Here is a 21,195-nt window from a genome sequence, read left to right on the forward strand (position 1 = left end):
GCACACTGTATAGTATTCATACAGCCAATTGGCATATCGACATATTATTCCAATCTATACTTAAATTTCTTGATACTGATCGTAATAAGTACCGTCGCCATCAATAACAAGATACCAATCTCTTTATACACCAATGCAACTGGTACTCCTTCAATCATCAGTTTACGCACAGCCTGTATATACCAACGTGCCGGAAGTATATCCGAGATCCATTGAAGTATCACCGGCATACTCTCTATAGGGAAAATCATGCCCGATAAAAGCATTGTGGGCATCATCAGCATCAATCCGGAAACCAGCATGGCCGCAACCTGTGTACGTGTGACTGATGAAATCAATAAGCCCAATGCCAACGATACGAAGATAAACAGCAAAGATACCGTGATTAACCAGAACAAACTTCCTACCACCGGAACATCCAACACAAAGACCGAAAGCAAAAGGATCGTTATCAGATTGACGAACGACAGCACAAAATAAGGTACAGCCTTTGCCAAAATAATAAATAGCGGCTTCACAGGTGAAACCAATAATACTTCCATCGTGCCTGTTTCTTTCTCACGAACAATGGAAATCGAGGTCATCATGGCGCAAATCAGCATCAGGATCAAGCCCATCACTCCCGGAACAAAGTTATAAGCACTCTTCATCTGCGGGTTGTAGAGCAATTTGATATCAGGAGTCAGGCGGGCAGCCGACATATTCGGGGGAATCATCTCCTGGCCTACCATAGAAACGATTCCTGTCGCATAATTAACTTGCGAAGTCGACATATTGGGATCTGTTGCATCTACTATCAGCTGTACACGAGCATCACCCGTATAGAGATCATCCGCAAACCGTTCGCTAAAGACAATCGCCATATCAACTTCATTCTTTAGGAAAGCAGCTTCCATTTCCTGGGGCGAATGAAAACGTGCAGTAACGGTGAAATACTCACTGGCATCCAAACGATCAATTATTTTTCGCGTTACCACATCATTAGAAGGATCGAGCACCGCCAACCGAACATTCTTCACTTCCGTGCTGATAGCAAAACCGAATAGAATAATTTGCACGACAGGCATCCCCAACAAAATCAGCATGGTTCGCCGGTCACGGAAAATATGATAAAACTCTTTCTTTATAAAAGCTATAAACTGTCTCATAATCAATCTGCTTTGCGCACCGCACCGCGGGCTAATTTCTGAAAAACGTCATCCATCGTTTCCGCACTGAATTGTTGTTTCAGACGGGCAGGTGTATCAAGTGCTTTTATCTGACCGTCCACCATGATAGATATCCGGTTGCAATATTCTGCTTCATCCATATAATGGGTAGTGACAAACACGGTAATACCCTGATCGGCTGCCTGATAGATCAATTCCCAGAACTGTCTTCTCGTAGCAGGATCTACTCCACCGGTCGGCTCATCCAGAAAAACGATTCTCGGTTCATGGAATATTGATACTGAAAAAGCCAATTTCTGTTTCCATCCCACCGGAAGGCTCTTCACCAGAGTATCCCGTTCGGCAGTAAGCCCCAAACGATCCAACAATTCTTCTGTCTTCCGTTCTATCTCTTGTTCCTTCATGCCATAAATTCCGGCAAACAGACGGATATTCTCCCACACTTTCAGGTCTTCATATAGCGAAAACTTTTGGCTCATATATCCGATATGTTTCTTAACTTGTTCGGCCTCCCGGTAAATATCATATCCTGCCACCTTCCCGATGCCTGATGTCGGTTTACTTAATCCGCAAAGCATACGCATAGCTGTCGTCTTTCCTGCTCCATTAGCACCCAGAAAGCCAAATATCTCGCCCCGGTTCACCAGAAAGGAGATATGATCTACTGCGGTAAAATCTCCAAAACACTTTGTCAACTGTTCCACTTCAATGACCGGAGCTACTTCATGCTTCACTTCCTCCCGTTCCAAGGAAGGAGGGCAAAGGATAGACGCAAATTGATGAAGAATACGTTCGGGAGTATCAATGCCATGAATCTGTCCATGATTGATGAAAGCAATCCGGTCACATTGCCGGGCCTCATCCATGATGGGAGTAGAAACAACAATGGTAATCCCCTGTTCCCGTAAGTTTCGGAGCATTTGCCAGAATTCCTTACGCGACACGGGGTCTACTCCGGTAGTGGGTTCATCCAGAAATAAAATATCCGGTTTATGAATCAAAGCGCAGCTCAATGCCAGTTTCTGCTTCATACCACCTGACAAAGCCCCTGCCCTTCTTTTCCTGAACGGTTCTATCTGTTGGTAGATATCTTTAATTAAATCATAATTCTCCTGAACTGTCGTATGGAACACGGTAGCAAAAAACTCCAGATTCTCTTCTACCGAAAGATCCTGGTAAAGTGAAAAACGACCGGGCATATATCCCACTTTCGTACGAATCTGTTTATAATCCGTTACCACATCCAGCCCGGCAACCATGGCCGTTCCTTTATCCGCCAGCAACAAAGTAGTCAGAATACGGAATAAGGAACTCTTACCGGCACCATCAGGCCCTATCAGACCAAAGATTTCTCCTCGTTCCACAACGAAAGAAACGTCTTTCAGCGCCTCCACTGTTCCATAGTTCTTGCCGACTTCTTTCACAACCACTATGGGTTCTCCCTTTGCCATTCCCTTGCGTTTAATTTTTAATCTTCAATTTTTAATTTTTCAATGTCACTCCTCCGTACATACCAATCTTCAATGCTCCGTCATTCTTCACGGCAATTTTCACTGCATATACCAAATTAGCACGTTCGTTTTTCGTCAAAATCGTTTTGGGAGTGAACTCCGAACGGTCGGAAATCCATGTCACTACCCCCGGATAAGCTTTCTGCTCCGAGTTTCCATAATCAGCATACACAGTTACCTCATCTCCCAGTTTCACTTGCGACAACTGTTCGGAGGTGATGTAAGCCCTCAAATACATGCGATCCACTTCAGCCACTTTAAACAGCGGTTTACCTATCGCCGCCAATTCACCGGCTTCTGCATATTTTGCCAATACTGTACCTTCGATAGGCGACTGGACATGACATTTAGCTAACTGATCCTCCATCTGTGCAACCTGTATGGCAACCGAATTTCCTTGTTCTATCAGGCTATTTGTACTATTCTGCAATGATGATTCCTGTGCGACAAGCTGCCTTTCAAGCAATTTGACTTGTGCATCCCAGTCGTCCAACTGTTTCTGATTCGCCGCTCCAGCAGCAAGCAGGTTTTCCACGCGTTTCTTTTCACGTTCAGCTGTTGCTATTTGCTGTTTGGTAGCAGCTATCTGTTTAGCAAGATCCGGACGTTGGCTTTCCACAGATTTCATACTGGCCTCCAGTTGTAATTTCTTCAAATACAATTGCACCGTATCCACCAGTCCAATCTCCTCACCTGCTTTCAGTCTTGTCCCCTCTTCTACCTCCAGTCGCAACAACTTTCCGGCAGCTTCGGCAGAGACTATCACTTCTGTGGCTTCAAACGTGCCGGTTGCATCATAGCTGGGTATTCCCTTACCACAAGCAGCCAACATTATCAATGCCACTCCAACCATTCCTATCTTTGTCATTCGTTCCATATCTAAAGAAGTTATATTAATCATTCGTAGTATATTTCAATTGATAAATTCCCATTAACCGTTGAATTTCATGCAACGCTTTCGACTGACGTGCCAAACTCTCATTGGTCAATTCCCGAAGCATCTCGGTCACCGTCAATGTTCCATTCGCCACTTTGGCCTCTGCCGATTTGCGAATATTGGTACGCAAACGGATAATCTCATCATCATCCTGCATTTGCTTTTCCAATGATTGGATGGCCTGATCTTGTTGTGTCATCTCCAATCTTGTATTAAACAGAAACACATCCCGGTTATTATCCAATTGCCGGCGTTTATTTTCAATTACCTTCCGGTCATTCTTCAAGGTATACAAACTACCAAAATTCCATGAAAGGCGAACACCCGCAATATAGTAGGGAGAAAATTCATTTTTCAGCATATTCAATCCGGGGTTTCCATAAGCTCCCTGCACGAATAATCCGAACTGTGGAAGATGACGCACATTCAAAGCTTTCTCCTGTACTTGCAATCCTACTCCTTGCGCATTGAACAAAGATAATTCCGGACGACGAATCTCACCGACAGCCGAAATGTCATCTTGAGGAACAGGTTTCTCCAAAACCGTTTCCTGCGACAATTTCTCTCCTACCAAAAGTGAAAGCATCTTCAAATACGCCATACGCGATGAAACCAGTTCAACTCTTTTCTGCTTTGTGTTCAACTGCTCCACTTTCACAGCATCCAAATCGGCCTGATTGGCAATGCCATTTTCTACGTAGGCAGTAATCTGGCGATAATTTCTCTCCAGTTCATCTTGCAACAATACATTCTGTTTCAGTTGCTCGTCCAACAAAAGAATCCCAAAATAAAGGTCATTTACACGACTATTTAGCGCATACATATCCACATTCAGTTTTTCTTTCTCTATCTCCGCTTCCGCAGTCGTTTGTTTCTTCTGCGTCCGGATTCCTCCACCATCCCAGATTTTCTGTTGTAACTCCAACATCACCTGATACTGATCTTTCGGCAGTCCTTTCAAATCCACTCCGGGAAGCTTCACCGGAATTTCCGTTACCTCACTCTGATAAGAAGCTTTAGCCGAAAGGGCAAACTGTGGCAAATATCCTTTTGCCGCATTCTCAAGATTATATTCCTTTGTTTTCTCCACCAAGCCATACTGATGTACCAACGGATAATTTTCCTGCGTCTTCCGTTGACATTCTTCCAACGTTATCTGCGCATTTATTCCCGATACAAACAATAAAAAGGAGAAACTGAAAACCATTCTTTTCATACACATCATTTCTTTAATTTCTTCAAAAGACAAAGATAGAGGTTTCAAAGATACGTTCACATTCCGATAGTTAGTAAAAATGTTCCAATAGTTCGATAAAGAGAAAGAATAAAAGGCTATTTGCTGATTTTTATTATCTTTGGCGGAAAAAACAGATAAAGATGGAAAAGAAAATACCATTAAATATAGGTCTCGAAATCTTAGAAAATCCGGATATCGTCCGATTTAACGAATTTCGTTTCATATCTCCGCATTTCGGATTCGTAAACAGCTTCGCCAAAATAGAATCCAATCTTATCACAATAGATCAACCTTATCGTATCAAAGAGGGACGTATCGCAGTTATCAAACAGGGATATGCGCGCGTATTAATCAACCTGATAGAAGAAACTTTTCAGCCGGACAAGCTACTATTAATTGTTCCGAATTCCATTCTTCAGATTATAGAAGTCTCTCCGGATTTTGATATGCAGATGGTAGCCATGGACGCGGAATTTCTTTCTATAGCCGGAAAAGACAATTTCTTCACTCATCTCTCACAGTTACAGAAAAACCTCATATTATCTCTGACCTCACATGAATACGACTTGTTTAAGAGTTATTTTGCTTTAATATGGAATATATTACAAGAACCGACGTTCCGACGGGAAGCTATTCAATATCTACTAATTAGTCTTTTGTGCAATATAGAATATCTTGTCAAAAACAACAATCAAAAAGAACAGAGCTGTCAGACACATCAGGAAGAGATTTTCCAGCGTTTCATTTCTTTAGTCAATGCTTATAGCAAGAAAGAACGTAATGTTAGTTTTTATGCGGATAAGCTATGTCTCACTCCTCGTTATCTTAATACGATCATCCGCCAAACCAGTCAACAAACAGTAATGGACTGGATAAACCAGTCCATTATATTAGAAGCTAAAGTATTGCTAAAACATAGCAATCTGCTTGTTTATCAAATTTCTGATGAATTGAACTTCCCTAATCCTTCTTTTTTCTCGAAGTTCTTTAAGCGAATGACAGGAATGACACCACATGAATATCAATTCTCGAAATAAATTTTATTTCGAGAATTCCTTAATTCTTTGCTCTTCTTCCAGCTTGCAGATCAATAATGTGTTATCTTTCTCTGCAATGATATATCCATCCAAGCCTTGAATAACTACTCGTTTTTCTTCGCTGGCATGCACAATACAATTTTTACTTTCATACAAACGGATATCGGTTCCTACGGTTGCATTTCCAGACTTATCCTGTGGAAGCAAACCGCGAAGTGCTCCCCATGTACCCAGATCTGACCAGCCAAAAGAAGCGGGAAGTACATAAATCTCCTGCGCTTTCTCCATCACTGCATAGTCGATAGAAATGCTTTCGCAAGTAGGGAATAACTTCTTGATTGTTTCATTCTCTTTCTCTGTATAGAAATCGGGGAAAATGCGATCGAAAATTTGTGCGATGCCCGGAGCATATACACGCATCACGGAAGTAATAGTACGCACATTCCATACAAAGATTCCCGCATTCCAGAAGAAATTGCCTTCTGCCAGATACTTTTCGGCAGTTTCTTTATCCGGTTTTTCCTTAAAAGCATCTACTGTATAAATCTCTTTATCTGTCTGGAGGTGATCGGCAGCAGCAATATATCCGTATCCGGTTTCCGGACGAGTTGGCCGGATACCTATCGTTACAATAGCGCTGCCATCATCTGTGAAACGAAGGGCTTTCTCCATCACTCTACGGAATTCTCCCGTATCAATGACTAATGCATCCGAAGGAGTTACTACAATGTTAGCATTCGGATGTTTTTTCTTAATCTTCCAGCAAGCAAAAGCAATGCAGGGTGCAGTATTGCGCGCACAAGGCTCCGCCAAAATATTACTTTCCGGAATTTCCGGCAACTGCTCCCGAACAATATCAATGTATTTTTCAGAAGTTACGACCCACATATTTTCTCTGGGACAAACACCGTCGAAACGATCTGCCGTCAACTGAATCAGCGACCGGCCACATCCCATTACATCAATAAATTGTTTAGGACATTCCGGAGTGCTCATCGGCCAAAAGCGGCTCCCTATGCCACCAGCCATTATTACAACATGATTATCCATACCTGTTATTCTCCTGTAAAAAAAATATTCTTTAAAATAGGTGTGCAAGTTACGCTAAAATGTCCAAAACAGCAAATAAAAATAAGAGTATTTGTAAGCTCCCGATAAAGTACCAATATTTATAATGAAGAAGTATTCAATATAAAAACGGAAGACAACAAAAGTGCTGTCTCCCGTTTTGAGTTGTATATTATCTAGTGATAATATCATTTCAAATATCAACGATCTTCACAGACAGTTGATATAATAGAAATCACATCGGATTTACACCGACATGAGGGCGTTGATCAGGAATACACCGCCGCACATTTCCTGACCACAAAATGTAGGGTGCTTCATGTGTGTAGCATGAAGTTAGGGACCTACATGTTCCATCTCACTTTTGTGTAAAGTATTAAAAGTACTCTATGACATTATTAACTAAAAAAAATCTCGATCACCAATAAAATATATATATTGGCGAATTCTATATCAAAGTTTATTAACCGCTATATTGGTTGAATTTATGACTCCTTGTCATGAAAATGTTCTCCATATCCATAACCGTAACCATAGCGCTTACCATAACCATAGAACTTGCCATATTTACCATAACCGTAATAATAACCGTATTTTCTTCTTTTCAGATCCAAACCATTTATTACAGTACACAGGCTAGGCAATTTATTGTTTTCAGCAAGTTCATTAATCAAAGTATACTCGTTTTTATGAGTATAGTCTGCACGGCAGACATAAACAGACAGGTCAGCCACACGTCCTATCAACAAGGTATCAGTAACCATACCAACAGGAGCTGTATCCAGAATCACATAATCAAAATTCTTCTTAAGAGTTTCAATCGCTTTATCCAGTCCATCACGAGCCAATAATTCGGTAGGATTAGGAGGAACTGTTCCACCGGGAAGAATATAAAGATTCTTACTTACATCAGAAAGCTGTACTAAATCCATCAAGTTCTTTTCCGGATTAGCCAAATATTGAGTTATACCAACTTCTTTTCTCGGAATATTAAATACCTTATTCAAGCCCGGTTTACGAATATCAAGACCAACGATTACTACTTTCTTCCCTAATAAAGAAAGACTAATAGCAAGATTACCAGAGATGAAAGATTTACCCTCACCACTAACCGTAGAAGTAACCAGAATCACCTTCTTGTCATTTTCAAGCATAAACTGAAGATTCGTTCGGATATTGCGGAAAGTTTCACTCATCAAGTTATTGTGATTCTCAAATACAGCAATAGCACCCTGCTTTTCATCAGTCAATGGAATATCACCAACAATAGGCACACAAGTAAGCTTTTCTACATCAGAACGACCTTCAATCTTGAATTTGGTTAATTCGAGCAGGTAAATAATCCCCACCGGAATTCCGATTCCTAACACTAAAGCAACCAGATAAATTATCTTGCCTCTAGGAGATACAGGAGTATCATCTGCTATAGCGTCATCTATAATCTTCGCATTATTGGCTGTAGCAGCCAGAGTTATCGCATTCTCTTCACGCTTCTGAAGAAGCATCAAATAAAGTCCGGCCTTTATCTCCTGTTGGCGAGCAATACTCACAAACTCACGCTCCTGACCAGGTGCCTCACTAATACGACGGGAATAACGATTCGCTTCACGATCCAAATCTGCCTTTGTAATCAACAATCCACGCAAAACCCTGTCTAAAGATACTTGTACATTCTCTTTCATGGCATGAATACTTGTATCCAAGTTTATAATGGTAGGATTATTCTCCGTTGATGTACGCAGCAAACGTTTTCTCTCAACAAGCACATCATTATAACGGTTGATGGCAGCCGCAAGATTCACATCCTGCAATCCGATATTACTAGGTAAAACCTCATAACCTTCATTTTGCATATATTTTTGCAAATCCTGCAGCAAATTAATCTGGGTTTGATTCTCCACACGCTTCTTTTCATATTCAGCACTACCCGTCAAAGCTATTTGTGCATCACTGGTCAAATCCGTAATACCCGCCCCACGTTTGAAACTTTCCAGATCCTTTTCCGTACTACCCAGTTCTTTGGAGATAATACTAATACGTTCATTGATAAATTCTGCTGTTTTCTGTGCCACTTCATTCTTATCATTATTCGTATTGATATTATACATCTCCAATAACTTATTGATAAAATCCTTGCCGCGTTGTACATTTGAGTTTTTCAATGATATGACAGCCACAGAAGTGGTTTTGGAAGTAGGCTCAATAGTCATATTTTTGCAATACCCTTTCGCTACAGCCAAAGGCTTATTAATTGTTGCTGTAATATTACGTGTAGTCTTTTCTGAATCTGTAATTTTTTCCAATATTCTTTTAGATAATACAGAATCCGGTGTCAGGAAAAAAGCCAATGTTCCTTTATCGGTAGGAAAAACAGCCGGTAACTTTTCGAAATGTTTCTGATATTCATCATCGCCAAGCTTCACATTCACATCCAGACTTCCTTGTGGTTGCAATATCATCTCCACAATTATCGGTTTCTCCAATAAATCGGCCTCCTGCGGAGTCATGCTCACTTGTACTGGTGAAGTTTTATACATATTCCTGGAAAGAAATTCATCCTCATCCGTATAAGAAATATAGAGGCCCAAATCTTCAACCACTTCTTTGACGATAGTCTTGGAACGGAGCACTTCAATCTCGTTATCAATATTCTGTGAAGAAGACATCAAACCATCCAATCCCAAACTCTCTAGCCCAGAAAGCATTCCGGCACTACCTCCCTTTTTATCGTCCTTTATTAAAACCGTAGCAGATATGTTATACACAGGAGTAGCTATATACAAATAGACCCATGCTGTAATCAAACATACCACAACCGCCCCCACAAACCAAGGCCAATGGAGCAAATACTTAAACAGCAGTTCCTTGACATCTATACTTTCTTCCTTAGGCTCTTGTGTTCCGTTGAATTCTGTTTCTTTCATTGCAAATCGTTATTTTAAGATGTTTACTAATAGGCTGACAACGGATACCAAGATAGAGGTAGCGGAGAACCAGAGGCTGGTACTATTGCCCACATCGGAATTTCGAGCCTTTGCTTTATTGGGAGTTATATAAACAATATCATTCTGTTGTAACCAATAGTAAGGTGAAAGAATCGTTTCGGCATTATTTAAATCCAAAGTGACAATTTGCTGTTTGCCATTTGCGTCCTCACGAATCAGCTTCACATTATCACGAAGACCGTATACCGTCATATCACCAGCCATGGCCAATGCCTCCAATAGATTCACCTTCTCATTAGAAATAGTAAATGTACCCGGTCGAGCAACCTCTCCAATGACTGATATCTTATAATTTACCATACGTACTGTGACAATAGGATTTTCTTTCATATAAGGCTTCAATTTATCAACGATTAACTGCTCTGCCTGTTTCTTTGTAAGCCCTCCAACTGTCAGTGCTCCTAATACTGGAAAAGATATTTTCCCTTCATTGTCAACCAAATATTGTTGTAACACAGGCTGAGTAGTAGTGTACTGTATTGATAAATTAGACGGGCTGGCAATTGTCAAGTTAAAGGGTGCAGCTAGTTCCGGACTGGTACACGAAACCACAATTGTCAATAAATCTTTCGGCATGATCTTTGCATCATAAAGAGTTTCCTGCTGAGTAGCTTGATTGACTGCTTCCACGTCTTGCAAATAAGGTACCTTTTTATAAGATTGACATGCTGCTAATAAAAAAGACAACAATATCATACATATTAGTTTATTTACTTTTTCCATATTCTTATCATCTTATTCACTTTTAAAAGTAATATCATCTGTAGGGGGGTATATAAATTCAAACTCTAAAGTTCTTGCCAGCCCCTCTCCTAAAGAATAAGGAGCTTTAAAAACAGAAGAATGTATTTTAGCAGCATCAAATTCAGTTGTTGCACAAAACTTCTTCACACGCACAGAACTTACTGCCAATTTCTTACGAGTAATGCAAGCAAATATATCAAAACAATATCCTCCTATCATGCCCAACCAATAAGGGAAATGAGTAGCCGGAATATGTTTATTCATAACTTTGCTCACATGAGCCACTAGTTCATTCATTGTAAAATCCGGCTTGTCAACATAATTAAACACATTATAACCTGTCCGAACCTCATCAATCATGTATTTTACAAAAGCAACAACATTACCGACATAAGCCATTGACTTTTTATTGTTTCCAGAACCAATCATTAGAAACTTTCCACTCGCAATTTGCTTTAATAAATTGTACACATTGCCTCTGTTACGTTCTCCAAAAATGACTGTTGGACGAATAATATCAATATTCCAATCCGGATGTAACTTATACCATTCATGCAAAATTTGCTCTGCCTGCCATTTACTTTTCCCATAGTGATTAAACGGATCTGCCGGATATTCTTCATTTGGATTCTTTTTATTTAGACCATATACTGCAACAGATGAAAAAAAAATGATTCGTTTTATATTATTTTTCTCCATTGCTTTTAATGTCTTTTCTATACCACCTACATTTGTATCATAATAAAGAGATACCGGAACAACATCATCCCGATGCTGTGCTGCTAATAAAACAACACATTCAGCCCCTTCCAATTTCTTATCTAAATAATCCTGATCACGTACATCACCAATTGCTGTAACTTCTGGAAAGAAACGACTTTGTTGCAAATCAATATTCAACATCTCATATCTTTGTGCTTTTTTCAAAAGTGTAATCAAACGAGTCCCGACAAAACCTGACGCACCAATTAAAGTTATTTTCATGTTTTTTACTAATTATCTTTTTACTAACAATTTACAAATTACAGACATCTTTAAATTTCACGCATAGTTTCGCATAATCATATTTTTCGGCTGCTTTTTTCGCTTTATTACATATTGTCTGATACTCATCAGAAGGCAAGTTTTTAAGCGAAAGTATAGCAGCGGCATAATCCTGCGGATCAGTTAACTTACAGTCTATGCCGACACCCTCCTCTAATATGATACTGTATGGCATTCCTACATTACAACATAATGGTTTACCACTTGCCAGTCCCAAAAACATCTTATTCATACTGCCACCATACTTCCCGAAATTAGTAGAATAATTCAGAGCATTCACATCTGCTTTTGAAAGTATATATGGCACATACTCAGGTGATGTCCATTTTGCTTTAAATTTTACGTTTGTAATCTGTTGTTCTTCACAATAATGCTCTAAAAAAGCCCTATCCTCACCATCACCATAAATCAAGACCTGCACACTATTATTCTGCAATATTTTAGCTGAATCTATAAGCAGTTTAAGATTATTTGCCAATCGAATGCTTCCCAGATAAATAATATTGAAAGTTTTATCGTTTGCCAAATCAAAATCTTCTATTTTGTATCTTTGCATGTTAACATTAAACTCAGACAAATCAATACCATTATTTATATAATGCAATTTGTTTAAATCAATTGTCCCCCCCTGATCACTATCCCATCCGTTTTCTCTCACATAATTAACTGCACCAGGCATAGAAAAAACAACGTTGTCTGCTTTACTATAAATATATCGTTCTAAACAATAAGCAATTTTCACGCATGGATTATTTTTTCCCAATAAGCCTAAGCTTACGAATGAATCAGGCCATAAATCTGTAACATCCACGATATATTTTGCTTTTACCTTTTTAGCAAGTTGATAAATTGGAATATCAAAAGGAATACGAGATGTATGAATTATCACATCCGGTTTCTCAAATTGTTTTCTATGGATGAATAATTTAACCGCAAACCTAAAATATGATATAATCCTTCTTATCCCATTAGTAGATCCACAACCTGCATTTACTAAAACAAAAGGGATATTATCATAAGTTTTCTCTTCAAATGTCTTATTAGAGTCAGACAAACATAAGTTTCTATTGTGAACATAACTAGAACAAAACAATTTCACATTATAGCCTTCTGATTGAAAATATTGTGCCAACTTTATTGTTCTCAAATGAGTGCCATAAAATTCAATAGGTGCTGCATCTTTATTTATGAACCAAATAGTCTTTTTCTTCATCATAAGATTATTACTTCCAAGCATTCAACACTTTTACAACCCTTTCAACCTCTTCCATAGATATAACAGGACTCATTGGAATACTCAATTCTTCAGCATGAATCAATTCTGTAATTGGAAAGCTAAGATCATTCCATTCTTTATAGCATTCTTGTTTATGAGGAGGAATAGGATAATGGATATTAGTTTGAATATCATTCTCTGCTAAATATTGTTGCAAGCCATCACGATCTGCACAACGAATTGTAAAAAGATGAAATACATGTGCATTCCAATCTTTCACAATTGGCAAAATAATCGCTGGATTCTCAATGTTTTCTATATAATATTTTGCAACTTCTTTTCTTAATTGTATATCATTATCAAGATAACGGAGTTTAACATCAAGAATAGCTGCCTGAATTTCGTCAAGACGACTATTACGCCCTACATATTGGAAAACATATTTCTTTGCAGATCCGTAATTAGCAACCGACCTTACTATATGTGCCAACTCATCATCATTCGTTGTCACAGCTCCTGCATCCCCTAATGCACCTAAGTTTTTACCCGGATAAAAGCTATGCCCTGCAGCATCGCCTATCGAGCCTGTCATTCTCCCATTAAATTTGCAGCCATGTGCCTGCGCATTATCTTCTACAAGCTTAAGATTATATTTTTCACATAATTCTCCTATTTTCTCAGTATACGCACACTGACCATAGAGATGTACTATAAGTATAGCTCTTGTACGAGAAGTTATAGCTTTTTCAATCTTAGAATCATCAATTTGATATGTTTCCAGATTGGGTTCAACCAACACAGGAATGAGTCCGTTCTCAGTAATGGCTAAAATAGAAGCAATATAGGTATTTGCAGGAACGATAACTTCATCTCCAGGTTTCATTATCCCCATTTCAATATAAGCACGGAAAATCCAAATCAATGCATCAAGGCCGTTAGCACATCCTATAGTATATTTAGTACCAATATATGAAGAATAATGTGTTTCAAACATTGCATTTTCTTTGCCTTGTAAATACCACCCTGAATCAACGACTCTCAATACTGCTTCATGAATCTCTTCTGCATATTTTGCAGTAACTTTCTGTAAATCTAAAAATTTAATCATATCCGTTTTATATTTTATGTTTAACTCCATTTTTATCACACATATTTAAGTCCAGGGCAATACCATCTTTAGTGATATACCCTTTTTTACATGCAGGATTACCAAACCAAATCTCATGTGCCGGAACATTTTTTGTAACAACACTTCCTGCCCCGACAAGAGCGTACTCACCAATAATCAATCCTCCCATTATTGTAGAATTGGCTCCGATCGAACAATGTTCCTCAAGTGTCGTCATTAGAAATTCACTTGGATAGACTTTTGAACGAGGAATCAAATCATTAATAAAAGAGACATTTGCTCCGATAAAAACATTATCTTTTACTCTTAGACCATCCCACAATTGTACTCCTGATTTTACAGTAACATTGTTACCTATAATAACATCATTCTCTACAAAAACATGGGCACATAAATTGCAGTTACTTCCAATAACAGCACCATTTAAGATGACACAAAATTGCCATATAGTAGTCCCGTCACCAATCAATTTACTTTGACAGTCAGCCAGTGGGTGTATCATATATTCCTCGCTTTATATATTTGTTAATACTTCAATGTATAGTTTAGCCTGACTTTCCCAGTTATACTCTTCTAAAACTGCTCGTCGACCATTTTGCCCCATCTGATAAGCCATTTCCTTATTTTCAACTAAATATTGAATAGCCTCCTTTATTTGCTGCGAATTATGTGGATCAACACAAATTCCACAATTATATTTTTCTACAATTTCACGATAGCATTTCACATCCGAAAGCAACACCGGTAACCCCGCCTCCATACTTTCAAATATTTTCAACACACCAAAAGATCCATTCGGACTGCCTGTCCGACTAAAATCCCGAAGAGTATTACTAATAGTCATTTTTGAAAAAACTGTTGATATCTCTTCTTTCTTAAACGGCCCTGCAAAATCCACATTCTTCCAGTTTGGAAAAGTTTCAAGAACATCAACATATCCTTCTTCAATCACACCTGCAACATAATATTTGATATCCGGCAATTCCGCTAAAGCTTTTAATACTTCTTTTTGACAACTAATCCAATAGACTGTTCCAATATATCCAAGAACATTTTTACGGGATAAATATTCCTCCTTGGATAAAGTAAACCTGGAAGATACAACAGGGAAATTTTTAATAACATAATGATTCTTTATTCCCCACTTTTCAAGGCGATTGTCAGTATCATCAGTTACAGTAAATACAGCATTATATTTCTTTAGAGATGACTTCAGATATTTCTCCATCAGCACTGCAATTACATTACGAGCTATTTTAGGCAAATATGCTTTATCATGAATGATGCCAGGATAAAACTCACGAAGATTAAATACAACTTTATATCCCTTATGTTTCAATTTAACCCCAAGAGATAATAGCTCCGGATCAGAAATTTGGTATACATCTGCATTTATCATCAGTGCTTTCCTATAAAGAAATTTCTTGGTATTCAGCATCCTCTCTATACGCGAGCATGGCTTATAGTTACACGAAATAAGCTCAATACCATCAATTGTTTCATTCGGTTCTAAGTCACAAACAACAATAGTAACTTTATAGCCAGCCATTGCCAATGCCTTCCCCTGACGGTCAAAGATCAATGGGTCTTTTCGAGAATAAAGCCCTGTGAGATAACAAATATGCATCATGGATTTAATTTTATATTTTCACGTTTGTCGTGCATTACTATATACATAGAAAATAGAAAGATATAATTAACAGAAAATAACCCAGGACGCTGATATAATGTAGCAAGTAGCAAGGTTATAAATATAAGAATATACCATATGGACTTTATACGATTTAAGGCATAAAGAACAAAGAAAAGCAGGTACATAATACAGACAACAGCTCCATTGGACAGAATTGCATTTCGATAACCAGCACTATCCGAGAAGTTTGCCAACTGTCTCTTATTATCTACCCCCCACCAATATTGACTTGTACCCTGAATAGAATTAAAATAACTTTTTAAACTACTATCAGCCCTATTATCCCCACTGATCATCCCTTGTGTTTTATCATATTCCAATCTATCCCAAATCAACAACCTAGTCATTGTATTTTGCATAGAAAAAACAATTAACAATGCCATTAAAGAAGAGATGAAGAATTTATATACGACCTTGACATTTCTAGAAAATAAAAAATACACTAAAAAAATGGCAGAAAGGATATAGAAAAATAGAGACAATGAAAGAAGTCCAGAAATTAAAATAAATATATTCCTTTTATCCTTCAGATTAAAATTATCTATATACAGCATAAGTCCGGCGATAGTACCAACAACACCCGGCTCATCAAAAGGGCCACAAAATCTTAATGATTGAAAATAAACATCAAGACCTGCCCCTAAATAGTTAGGAATAACTAAAAACGGATATGCAATATAATTATATGTTTTTACAGCATTCAAAGGAGCTATTATTTTTCCAGGGACAGGAATACCAAAGAAAAGTAACAGCCATACCAAAATGGATATTCCAATTATTATAGAATATAACGTTTTGTACCTATCAAACACGTTAACCATAAATCTTTTCGATCCAAAAGGTACTGCTGCCAAAATAATCATAAAAAAGAATCCTATCAGATTACGATTTTGAGAAATAGAAGCTAACAAAAGGGTAAAAACAAAGAAAAACAGATACAGCACATTCAATCTATTCATTCTATAATTCCGCCAGAATAGAATCGCCAATGGGAAAAGAAATACAATTTGCGCATAAGACCCACTTAGACTCCAAGTAAAAAATGGCCTTAGAGTTAACAAAAGTAATATACCTCCTATAAAATAAGTTATATCATTACTATTTTTAATCCTCATTATAATCAATCATTTTTTTCAGTTTATCAGTGCTGACAATGTAATCAGCATGTAAATCTACTGTACTATCAGAAATACCAGCTAAATACCGCATTTTAACATCGACAATATTAGCAATAGTCGAAAATATTGGAGAATAGTTTCTTATGGATCTAAAACAAATAACCTTACAACCGCTATGACAAAACAATAAATTTGTAAATGCAGCTCCAGAACCACCCACAATATAGTCAGCATTATTAAACAAGGCCATTTGCTCACAAAAAGTGTATGTTTCGGGAGCAACAACTTCAAACCCATATTCTTTAAGTACTCCCCAAACTTCAAATTCATTATAATGCCTCTTTTTTGTACTCTTCCGTGTCAGAAAAATGCGTTTCGGAGTTGCTAAATTAGACTTAAACAAGAGCAATTTATCACGCATTTGCAATGTTAAATGACAATCAAAAACAAACCCAAATAAATGATCAGGATCAGTAATATCTCTATAATGAGGTGCAATAGAATTCACAGCAGAAAGAGAATATAAAGTACCAAATTCTACTATTTCTTTTTCTCCTATAGTAATTATGTCACGTTGGGTTTCATTAAGAATCTCAAAAATCTTTTTAAAAGAATCTATTTTCATTACGATTTCATCGATTATCAACGGAGCATCTTTTGATATGTTTATTCTGTTGAAGACAAGCAGTTTAATGAGAATTTCATACAATTCATGATAGTAATTACATGAAAATTTCCCTGAAAGCATAATTCCAGACTTCAAATAACGACATTTCCCAATACCGCCATCGTTACGTAAAACAGCAACATTATTCTTTAACCGCAATAAAAGCCCATCAAACATCACATAGCGATCGTTCATATTATAACAGAAGTCGTTAATTACACACTTTTCTTTCACATTTAAGATAAAATCGGAATTTCCTTGTATTCTAACACCTTCATGTTTATAAATAAAAATATCTTGCATCGGAACTGATATCAGTTCTTTCTTCAAAGGCTCCAACTCATAGGTTAACTTACTTGTATACCCTACTCTATTAGTAATAAGTGGTATTATAGATGAAGTCAAATGCGATTTCGCATAGACATGATGACTAACAACTTCAAACGGTACAAACGAAACACAACGTAAAACCATATTATTCATCGCATATAAACAATGCCCCCAACTGTTCTTTTTTGAATGATAATAGAGTCTACATGATATACTTTCTATAGCATTTCCGATTCTTTTATTTATTGAATGTTTTATTTCGAGCAATATTTTCTTCATTATCCATCATATTAGTTTTTACGATGTAATTTGTTTATTATAACCTGCCTAATCCCTATCCTACGATCTAGTCCCGTATATGAATAATATGTCGTTAAAACTAAAAACACTGTCACCACTGCGTATCCACTCCAGCCAAACATTAATATTTTGCAGGTAAGGACTATGGCAGTGATACAAGAAAATAGTATAAATAATTTCATTATTGATCTGGTAAATTTGAGATTACATTTTATTCGACAAATGATCCATAGCTGCAAAAAATAGAATCCATATTTAATGAATGATGATATGCCAAGTCCTATTAATCCCCAATAGTAATACCCTATCATATTAAAAATTAATCCATAACAAACTGTAATAAATTCATTCCAAAAGTATACTTTGGAATCACCTTTCGCTAATAAACCATAAGACATACTCCACGCCATGGCTTTAAAAAACATGGCTGCCATTGCCCAATACATCATACCTTCAGTAGGTATAAACTTTGTAGAATAAAGTACTACTACAGCTACCCGTATATAAGCGATAAAAGCAATAATTATTGGAGCAAGCAACAGTAACGAAATCTCTGCCTGCTGATTAATCGCCCTAACAAATGAGTCATTATCCGAAGCTATCGCTGACAATCGGGGATAATAATCTGTTGCCATAGCCGTAAATACCAATCCAACATATGTGTTGACTATTGTAAACCCAGCATTGAACAACCCGACATCATCAATAGAACCCATACGACTTATGAAAATACGAATGAAATAGGAAGCTAATATTGCCAACATACCCTGAAGACTGATCAACACTCCCATCTTCAACATATCTCGCCCTTCAACTTTTATATCCGTAATGGTTATTTCTTCCTTCTCAATCTTTATTTTGCGGGCATATATATAAGACAGGATAAAAATCAAAGCATTCGAAAACAATAAAACAGGAACAATAGCATCTATCTTCCAAAAATAATATAACGGTATGATAAATATTAAACCGACTGCATTGCCAACTACATTGGCCTTCGCCAAATAACGATACTTCCGCATCCCCTGCATTAAAGCATTTTGCCCGGAAGTTAATTGCATCAATAAAACCGAGAATGAAAGTATTATAAAAGCAAAAGTAAAATCTGTATTTCCAAATGTCACTTGACTTAACAATGAAGCTGAAACCAAACAAATCAATGCACCTGTCAATCCGGTAATCCAAACCAATCTCCTAAATACAGAAATAATTAAAGCTATACGTTTAGTATCATTGGCTCCGTTAGCTTCTGCAATATTACGTACGGCACTGGTCCCTAAACCACAATTTGTAAAGGATGAAATCATTGTAATGGTAGAATTAAGCAATCCCATAACCCCCATCCCTTCAGGGCCTAATAATACTGCAGCAAATTTAGACCTGATGATTTGTATAAGTATATTAAAGATTTGAACCCCTCCAAACAATGATGTAGCTTTTAGGCTTTGTTTATACGAGTTCCTGTTTTCAGTGTCCATTGCTTCTGACATTCCTAGTATTATTGAATTAATCTTCCATAATTCTTCTCAAGAATTTTGCAGGTAACCCTACATGTATTTCAGAGTCTGGTATATCATGAGTAACCAAACTTCTTGCTCCTGCCATAGCAAAATTGCCAATCTTTCTCTTTTCTAAAACTGTAGCACCTATAGAAACATCAGCACACTTACCTATAACCACCAATGAACCGGTTATCGAACCCATTGCAAAATGACATAATGGTCCACATTTAACATCGTGTCCGATACAAGTATTGGATTTTACCATTGTCCCTATGCCCAGTTCTGTTCGAGGAGCAATATATGCATGACACATGACCACTACCCCTGGATGAAGAACCACGTTCTCTCCAATAAATGCTGTATAATGTATTATTGTTACTAATCTATCCAATGGAACATTTAGTCTCTTAAACAGTTCTTCTGTCAAGACATTTCGTCCTATCATATGTATTCCCCATATAAAATAATACCCTTCATCGACAAAATGCTGAATTCTATCAGTACCTCCCAAAACAGCATACTCATCTACATTATCTACAAAATCGTTCACAAAACCACAGATTTCAATATCTTCATCGTATCCGTTTTTCTGGTTATCTTTTATACAAGCTGCAATAACAGAACCATGTCCATTACCACCAATTATCAATACCTGCTTTTTCATTTTGTATTCTTATACTCCAAGAAATCCTTATATATTCGTATATAATCAGCTTCATCATAAGGCATTGAAGCAAGTACCAGACACACTGCTCCAGATGAAAAGTTATCCAGTTCTCTCCACATTCCCGGAACAATATATAAACCTTGATAAGGACGATTTAATGAAAAGGTACGTTTCACACTGCCATCATCAACTGTTACATTAAAACTACCGCTAGCAGCTATCACCAGCTGAAACAATTCTTTATGAGCGTGTCCACCACGCGCCTCGCCACCTGGTATATCGTATAGATAATAGGTACGTTTTACTTCAAATGGAACAGTTTTAACATTTTCAACCACAGTGATATTACCTTCATCTCTGTGATGCTTATCAAGCTCTATAATTGTGCAGTCATAGACTGTACTATTTTTACTCATAATGCAGTATTTTTGAAAGTTTCGTAATCACGTATATAATCATTTTCTCCATATGGAGTTGAAGATAATATTAAAGCTAACGAATTAGTAGAAAAATTATCCATCTGTCTCCATATCTGCTTTGGTACGTACAATCCATAGTATGAACGATTCAAATGGATTTTTCTCCTCTCTTTACCATCATCCAAGAGCACATCAAAACTACCGGAAAGTGCAATAATAAATTCCTGATTTTCTTTATATGCATGCCCTCCACGTTTCTCTCCACCAGGGACATCGTATATCCAATATGTCCGTTCTATTTTAAATGGAATATGCTTAAATTCCTCGGCAAAAGAGAGATTACCTCTTTTATCCAAAAATTTTGGAAGATCAATCAACCTACAATCTGATACATTCATAACT

At 37.3% G+C, this 21,195-nt stretch carries 19 protein-coding genes; 1 reads left to right on the forward strand and 18 read right to left on the reverse strand.

Annotated features, from left to right (window positions below):
• Positions 1 to 44 precede the first annotated feature (44 nt).
• The 4 genes from Bovatus_RS05685 to Bovatus_RS05700 are packed head-to-tail and all read right to left on the reverse strand — an operon-like array spanning position 45 to position 4,833.
• Positions 45 to 1,148, reverse strand: a complete 1,104-nt coding sequence (locus Bovatus_RS05685; RefSeq protein WP_004300010.1) for an ABC transporter permease — start codon at positions 1,146 to 1,148, stop codon at positions 45 to 47.
• A 2-nt stretch (positions 1,149 to 1,150) separates the two neighbouring features.
• Positions 1,151 to 2,620: an ATP-binding cassette domain-containing protein gene (locus Bovatus_RS05690; protein ID WP_004300011.1), complete on the reverse strand. Its 1,470-nt coding sequence runs from the start codon at positions 2,618 to 2,620 to the stop codon at positions 1,151 to 1,153.
• Between the two features lie 31 nt (positions 2,621 to 2,651).
• Positions 2,652 to 3,557: an HlyD family secretion protein gene (locus tag Bovatus_RS05695; RefSeq protein WP_004303643.1), complete on the reverse strand. Its 906-nt coding sequence runs from the start codon at positions 3,555 to 3,557 to the stop codon at positions 2,652 to 2,654.
• Between the two features lie 16 nt (positions 3,558 to 3,573).
• Positions 3,574 to 4,833 carry a TolC family protein gene (locus Bovatus_RS05700; protein ID WP_004317898.1) on the reverse strand — a complete coding sequence of 420 codons (1,260 nt, stop codon included), beginning with the start codon at positions 4,831 to 4,833 and terminating at the stop codon, positions 3,574 to 3,576.
• Positions 4,834 to 4,994: 161 nt separating this feature from the next.
• On the opposite strand from Bovatus_RS05700, the gene Bovatus_RS05705 reads away from it, so the two are divergent.
• Positions 4,995 to 5,891: a helix-turn-helix domain-containing protein gene (locus Bovatus_RS05705; RefSeq protein WP_004300016.1), complete on the forward strand. Its 897-nt coding sequence runs from the start codon at positions 4,995 to 4,997 to the stop codon at positions 5,889 to 5,891.
• A 3-nt stretch (positions 5,892 to 5,894) separates the two neighbouring features.
• On the opposite strand, the gene Bovatus_RS05710 is transcribed toward Bovatus_RS05705, so the two are convergent.
• The 14 genes from Bovatus_RS05710 to Bovatus_RS05775 form a co-directional block, all read right to left on the reverse strand.
• The gene (locus Bovatus_RS05710) at positions 5,895 to 6,941 is read right to left on the reverse strand and encodes a mannose-1-phosphate guanylyltransferase (protein WP_004300018.1); all 1,047 of its coding nucleotides are present in this window, start codon (positions 6,939 to 6,941) and stop codon (positions 5,895 to 5,897) included.
• A 503-nt stretch (positions 6,942 to 7,444) separates the two neighbouring features.
• Entirely contained in the window at positions 7,445 to 9,883 is a 2,439-nt protein-coding gene (locus Bovatus_RS05715; protein WP_004300020.1) for a GumC family protein, read from the reverse strand.
• Positions 9,884 to 9,892: 9 nt separating this feature from the next.
• Complete coding sequence (locus tag Bovatus_RS05720) at positions 9,893 to 10,687, reverse strand: polysaccharide biosynthesis/export family protein (RefSeq protein ID WP_004300023.1); 795 nt, start codon at positions 10,685 to 10,687, stop codon at positions 9,893 to 9,895.
• A gap of 12 nt (positions 10,688 to 10,699) precedes the next feature.
• A complete protein-coding gene (locus Bovatus_RS05725) occupies positions 10,700 to 11,692 on the reverse strand; it encodes an NAD-dependent epimerase/dehydratase family protein (protein ID WP_004300024.1) in 993 nt (330 codons plus the stop codon).
• Positions 11,693 to 11,723: 31 nt separating this feature from the next.
• Complete coding sequence (locus tag Bovatus_RS05730) at positions 11,724 to 12,968, reverse strand: glycosyltransferase family 4 protein (protein WP_224262691.1); 1,245 nt, start codon at positions 12,966 to 12,968, stop codon at positions 11,724 to 11,726.
• A 7-nt stretch (positions 12,969 to 12,975) separates the two neighbouring features.
• Positions 12,976 to 14,076 (reverse strand): DegT/DnrJ/EryC1/StrS family aminotransferase, encoded by a 1,101-nt coding sequence (locus tag Bovatus_RS05735; RefSeq protein ID WP_004309278.1) that lies wholly within the window; start codon positions 14,074 to 14,076, stop codon positions 12,976 to 12,978.
• Between the two features lie 7 nt (positions 14,077 to 14,083).
• Positions 14,084 to 14,599 (reverse strand): acyltransferase, encoded by a 516-nt coding sequence (locus Bovatus_RS05740; protein ID WP_004300033.1) that lies wholly within the window; start codon positions 14,597 to 14,599, stop codon positions 14,084 to 14,086.
• Between the two features lie 12 nt (positions 14,600 to 14,611).
• Complete coding sequence (locus Bovatus_RS05745; protein ID WP_004300035.1) at positions 14,612 to 15,727, reverse strand: glycosyltransferase; 1,116 nt, start codon at positions 15,725 to 15,727, stop codon at positions 14,612 to 14,614.
• Complete coding sequence (locus tag Bovatus_RS05750) at positions 15,724 to 16,749, reverse strand: hypothetical protein (protein WP_224440792.1); 1,026 nt, start codon at positions 16,747 to 16,749, stop codon at positions 15,724 to 15,726. Before Bovatus_RS05750 ends, Bovatus_RS05745 begins: the two co-directional genes overlap by 4 nt.
• Before the next feature lie 145 nt (positions 16,750 to 16,894).
• Positions 16,895 to 18,184 carry a glycosyltransferase family 61 protein gene (locus tag Bovatus_RS05755; RefSeq protein WP_004300039.1) on the reverse strand — a complete coding sequence of 430 codons (1,290 nt, stop codon included), beginning with the start codon at positions 18,182 to 18,184 and terminating at the stop codon, positions 16,895 to 16,897.
• A gap of 11 nt (positions 18,185 to 18,195) precedes the next feature.
• Positions 18,196 to 19,695: an O-antigen translocase gene (locus Bovatus_RS05760; protein ID WP_004300040.1), complete on the reverse strand. Its 1,500-nt coding sequence runs from the start codon at positions 19,693 to 19,695 to the stop codon at positions 18,196 to 18,198.
• Positions 19,696 to 19,711: 16 nt separating this feature from the next.
• Complete coding sequence (locus tag Bovatus_RS05765) at positions 19,712 to 20,371, reverse strand: acetyltransferase (protein ID WP_004300042.1); 660 nt, start codon at positions 20,369 to 20,371, stop codon at positions 19,712 to 19,714.
• Positions 20,368 to 20,790 carry a sugar 3,4-ketoisomerase gene (locus Bovatus_RS05770; protein WP_004300044.1) on the reverse strand — a complete coding sequence of 141 codons (423 nt, stop codon included), beginning with the start codon at positions 20,788 to 20,790 and terminating at the stop codon, positions 20,368 to 20,370. The genes Bovatus_RS05765 and Bovatus_RS05770 overlap by 4 nt, the downstream gene beginning before the upstream one ends.
• Positions 20,787 to 21,191, reverse strand: a complete 405-nt coding sequence (locus tag Bovatus_RS05775) for a sugar 3,4-ketoisomerase (protein WP_004300047.1) — start codon at positions 21,189 to 21,191, stop codon at positions 20,787 to 20,789. Before Bovatus_RS05775 ends, Bovatus_RS05770 begins: the two co-directional genes overlap by 4 nt.
• Between the last annotated feature and the right edge of the window lie 4 nt (positions 21,192 to 21,195).

This window comes from Bacteroides ovatus (assembly GCF_001314995.1).
In the GTDB taxonomy this organism is placed as follows: Bacteria; Bacteroidota; Bacteroidia; order Bacteroidales; family Bacteroidaceae; genus Bacteroides; species Bacteroides ovatus.

What these genes read in the sequence shown, in the direction of transcription:
- Bovatus_RS05685 (WP_004300010.1), bottom strand. Translation starts at nt 1,148, where the DNA reads ATGAGACAGTTTATAGCTTTTATAAAGAAAGAGTTTTATCATATTTTC.
- Bovatus_RS05690 (WP_004300011.1), bottom strand. Translation starts at nt 2,620, where the DNA reads ATGGCAAAGGGAGAACCCATAGTGGTTGTGAAAGAAGTCGGCAAGAAC.
- Bovatus_RS05695 (WP_004303643.1), bottom strand. Translation starts at nt 3,557, where the DNA reads ATGGAACGAATGACAAAGATAGGAATGGTTGGAGTGGCATTGATAATG.
- Bovatus_RS05700 (WP_004317898.1), bottom strand. Translation starts at nt 4,833, where the DNA reads ATGAAAAGAATGGTTTTCAGTTTCTCCTTTTTATTGTTTGTATCGGGA.
- Bovatus_RS05705 (WP_004300016.1), top strand. Translation starts at nt 4,995, where the DNA reads ATGGAAAAGAAAATACCATTAAATATAGGTCTCGAAATCTTAGAAAAT.
- Bovatus_RS05710 (WP_004300018.1), bottom strand. Translation starts at nt 6,941, where the DNA reads ATGGATAATCATGTTGTAATAATGGCTGGTGGCATAGGGAGCCGCTTT.
- Bovatus_RS05715 (WP_004300020.1), bottom strand. Translation starts at nt 9,883, where the DNA reads ATGAAAGAAACAGAATTCAACGGAACACAAGAGCCTAAGGAAGAAAGT.
- Bovatus_RS05720 (WP_004300023.1), bottom strand. Translation starts at nt 10,687, where the DNA reads ATGGAAAAAGTAAATAAACTAATATGTATGATATTGTTGTCTTTTTTA.
- Bovatus_RS05725 (WP_004300024.1), bottom strand. Translation starts at nt 11,692, where the DNA reads ATGAAAATAACTTTAATTGGTGCGTCAGGTTTTGTCGGGACTCGTTTG.
- Bovatus_RS05730 (WP_224262691.1), bottom strand. Translation starts at nt 12,968, where the DNA reads ATGATGAAGAAAAAGACTATTTGGTTCATAAATAAAGATGCAGCACCT.
- Bovatus_RS05735 (WP_004309278.1), bottom strand. Translation starts at nt 14,076, where the DNA reads ATGATTAAATTTTTAGATTTACAGAAAGTTACTGCAAAATATGCAGAA.
- Bovatus_RS05740 (WP_004300033.1), bottom strand. Translation starts at nt 14,599, where the DNA reads ATGATACACCCACTGGCTGACTGTCAAAGTAAATTGATTGGTGACGGG.
- Bovatus_RS05745 (WP_004300035.1), bottom strand. Translation starts at nt 15,727, where the DNA reads ATGATGCATATTTGTTATCTCACAGGGCTTTATTCTCGAAAAGACCCA.
- Bovatus_RS05750 (WP_224440792.1), bottom strand. Translation starts at nt 16,749, where the DNA reads ATGAATAGATTGAATGTGCTGTATCTGTTTTTCTTTGTTTTTACCCTT.
- Bovatus_RS05755 (WP_004300039.1), bottom strand. Translation starts at nt 18,184, where the DNA reads ATGAAGAAAATATTGCTCGAAATAAAACATTCAATAAATAAAAGAATC.
- Bovatus_RS05760 (WP_004300040.1), bottom strand. Translation starts at nt 19,695, where the DNA reads ATGTCAGAAGCAATGGACACTGAAAACAGGAACTCGTATAAACAAAGC.
- Bovatus_RS05765 (WP_004300042.1), bottom strand. Translation starts at nt 20,371, where the DNA reads ATGAAAAAGCAGGTATTGATAATTGGTGGTAATGGACATGGTTCTGTT.
- Bovatus_RS05770 (WP_004300044.1), bottom strand. Translation starts at nt 20,790, where the DNA reads ATGAGTAAAAATAGTACAGTCTATGACTGCACAATTATAGAGCTTGAT.
- Bovatus_RS05775 (WP_004300047.1), bottom strand. Translation starts at nt 21,191, where the DNA reads ATGAATGTATCAGATTGTAGGTTGATTGATCTTCCAAAATTTTTGGAT.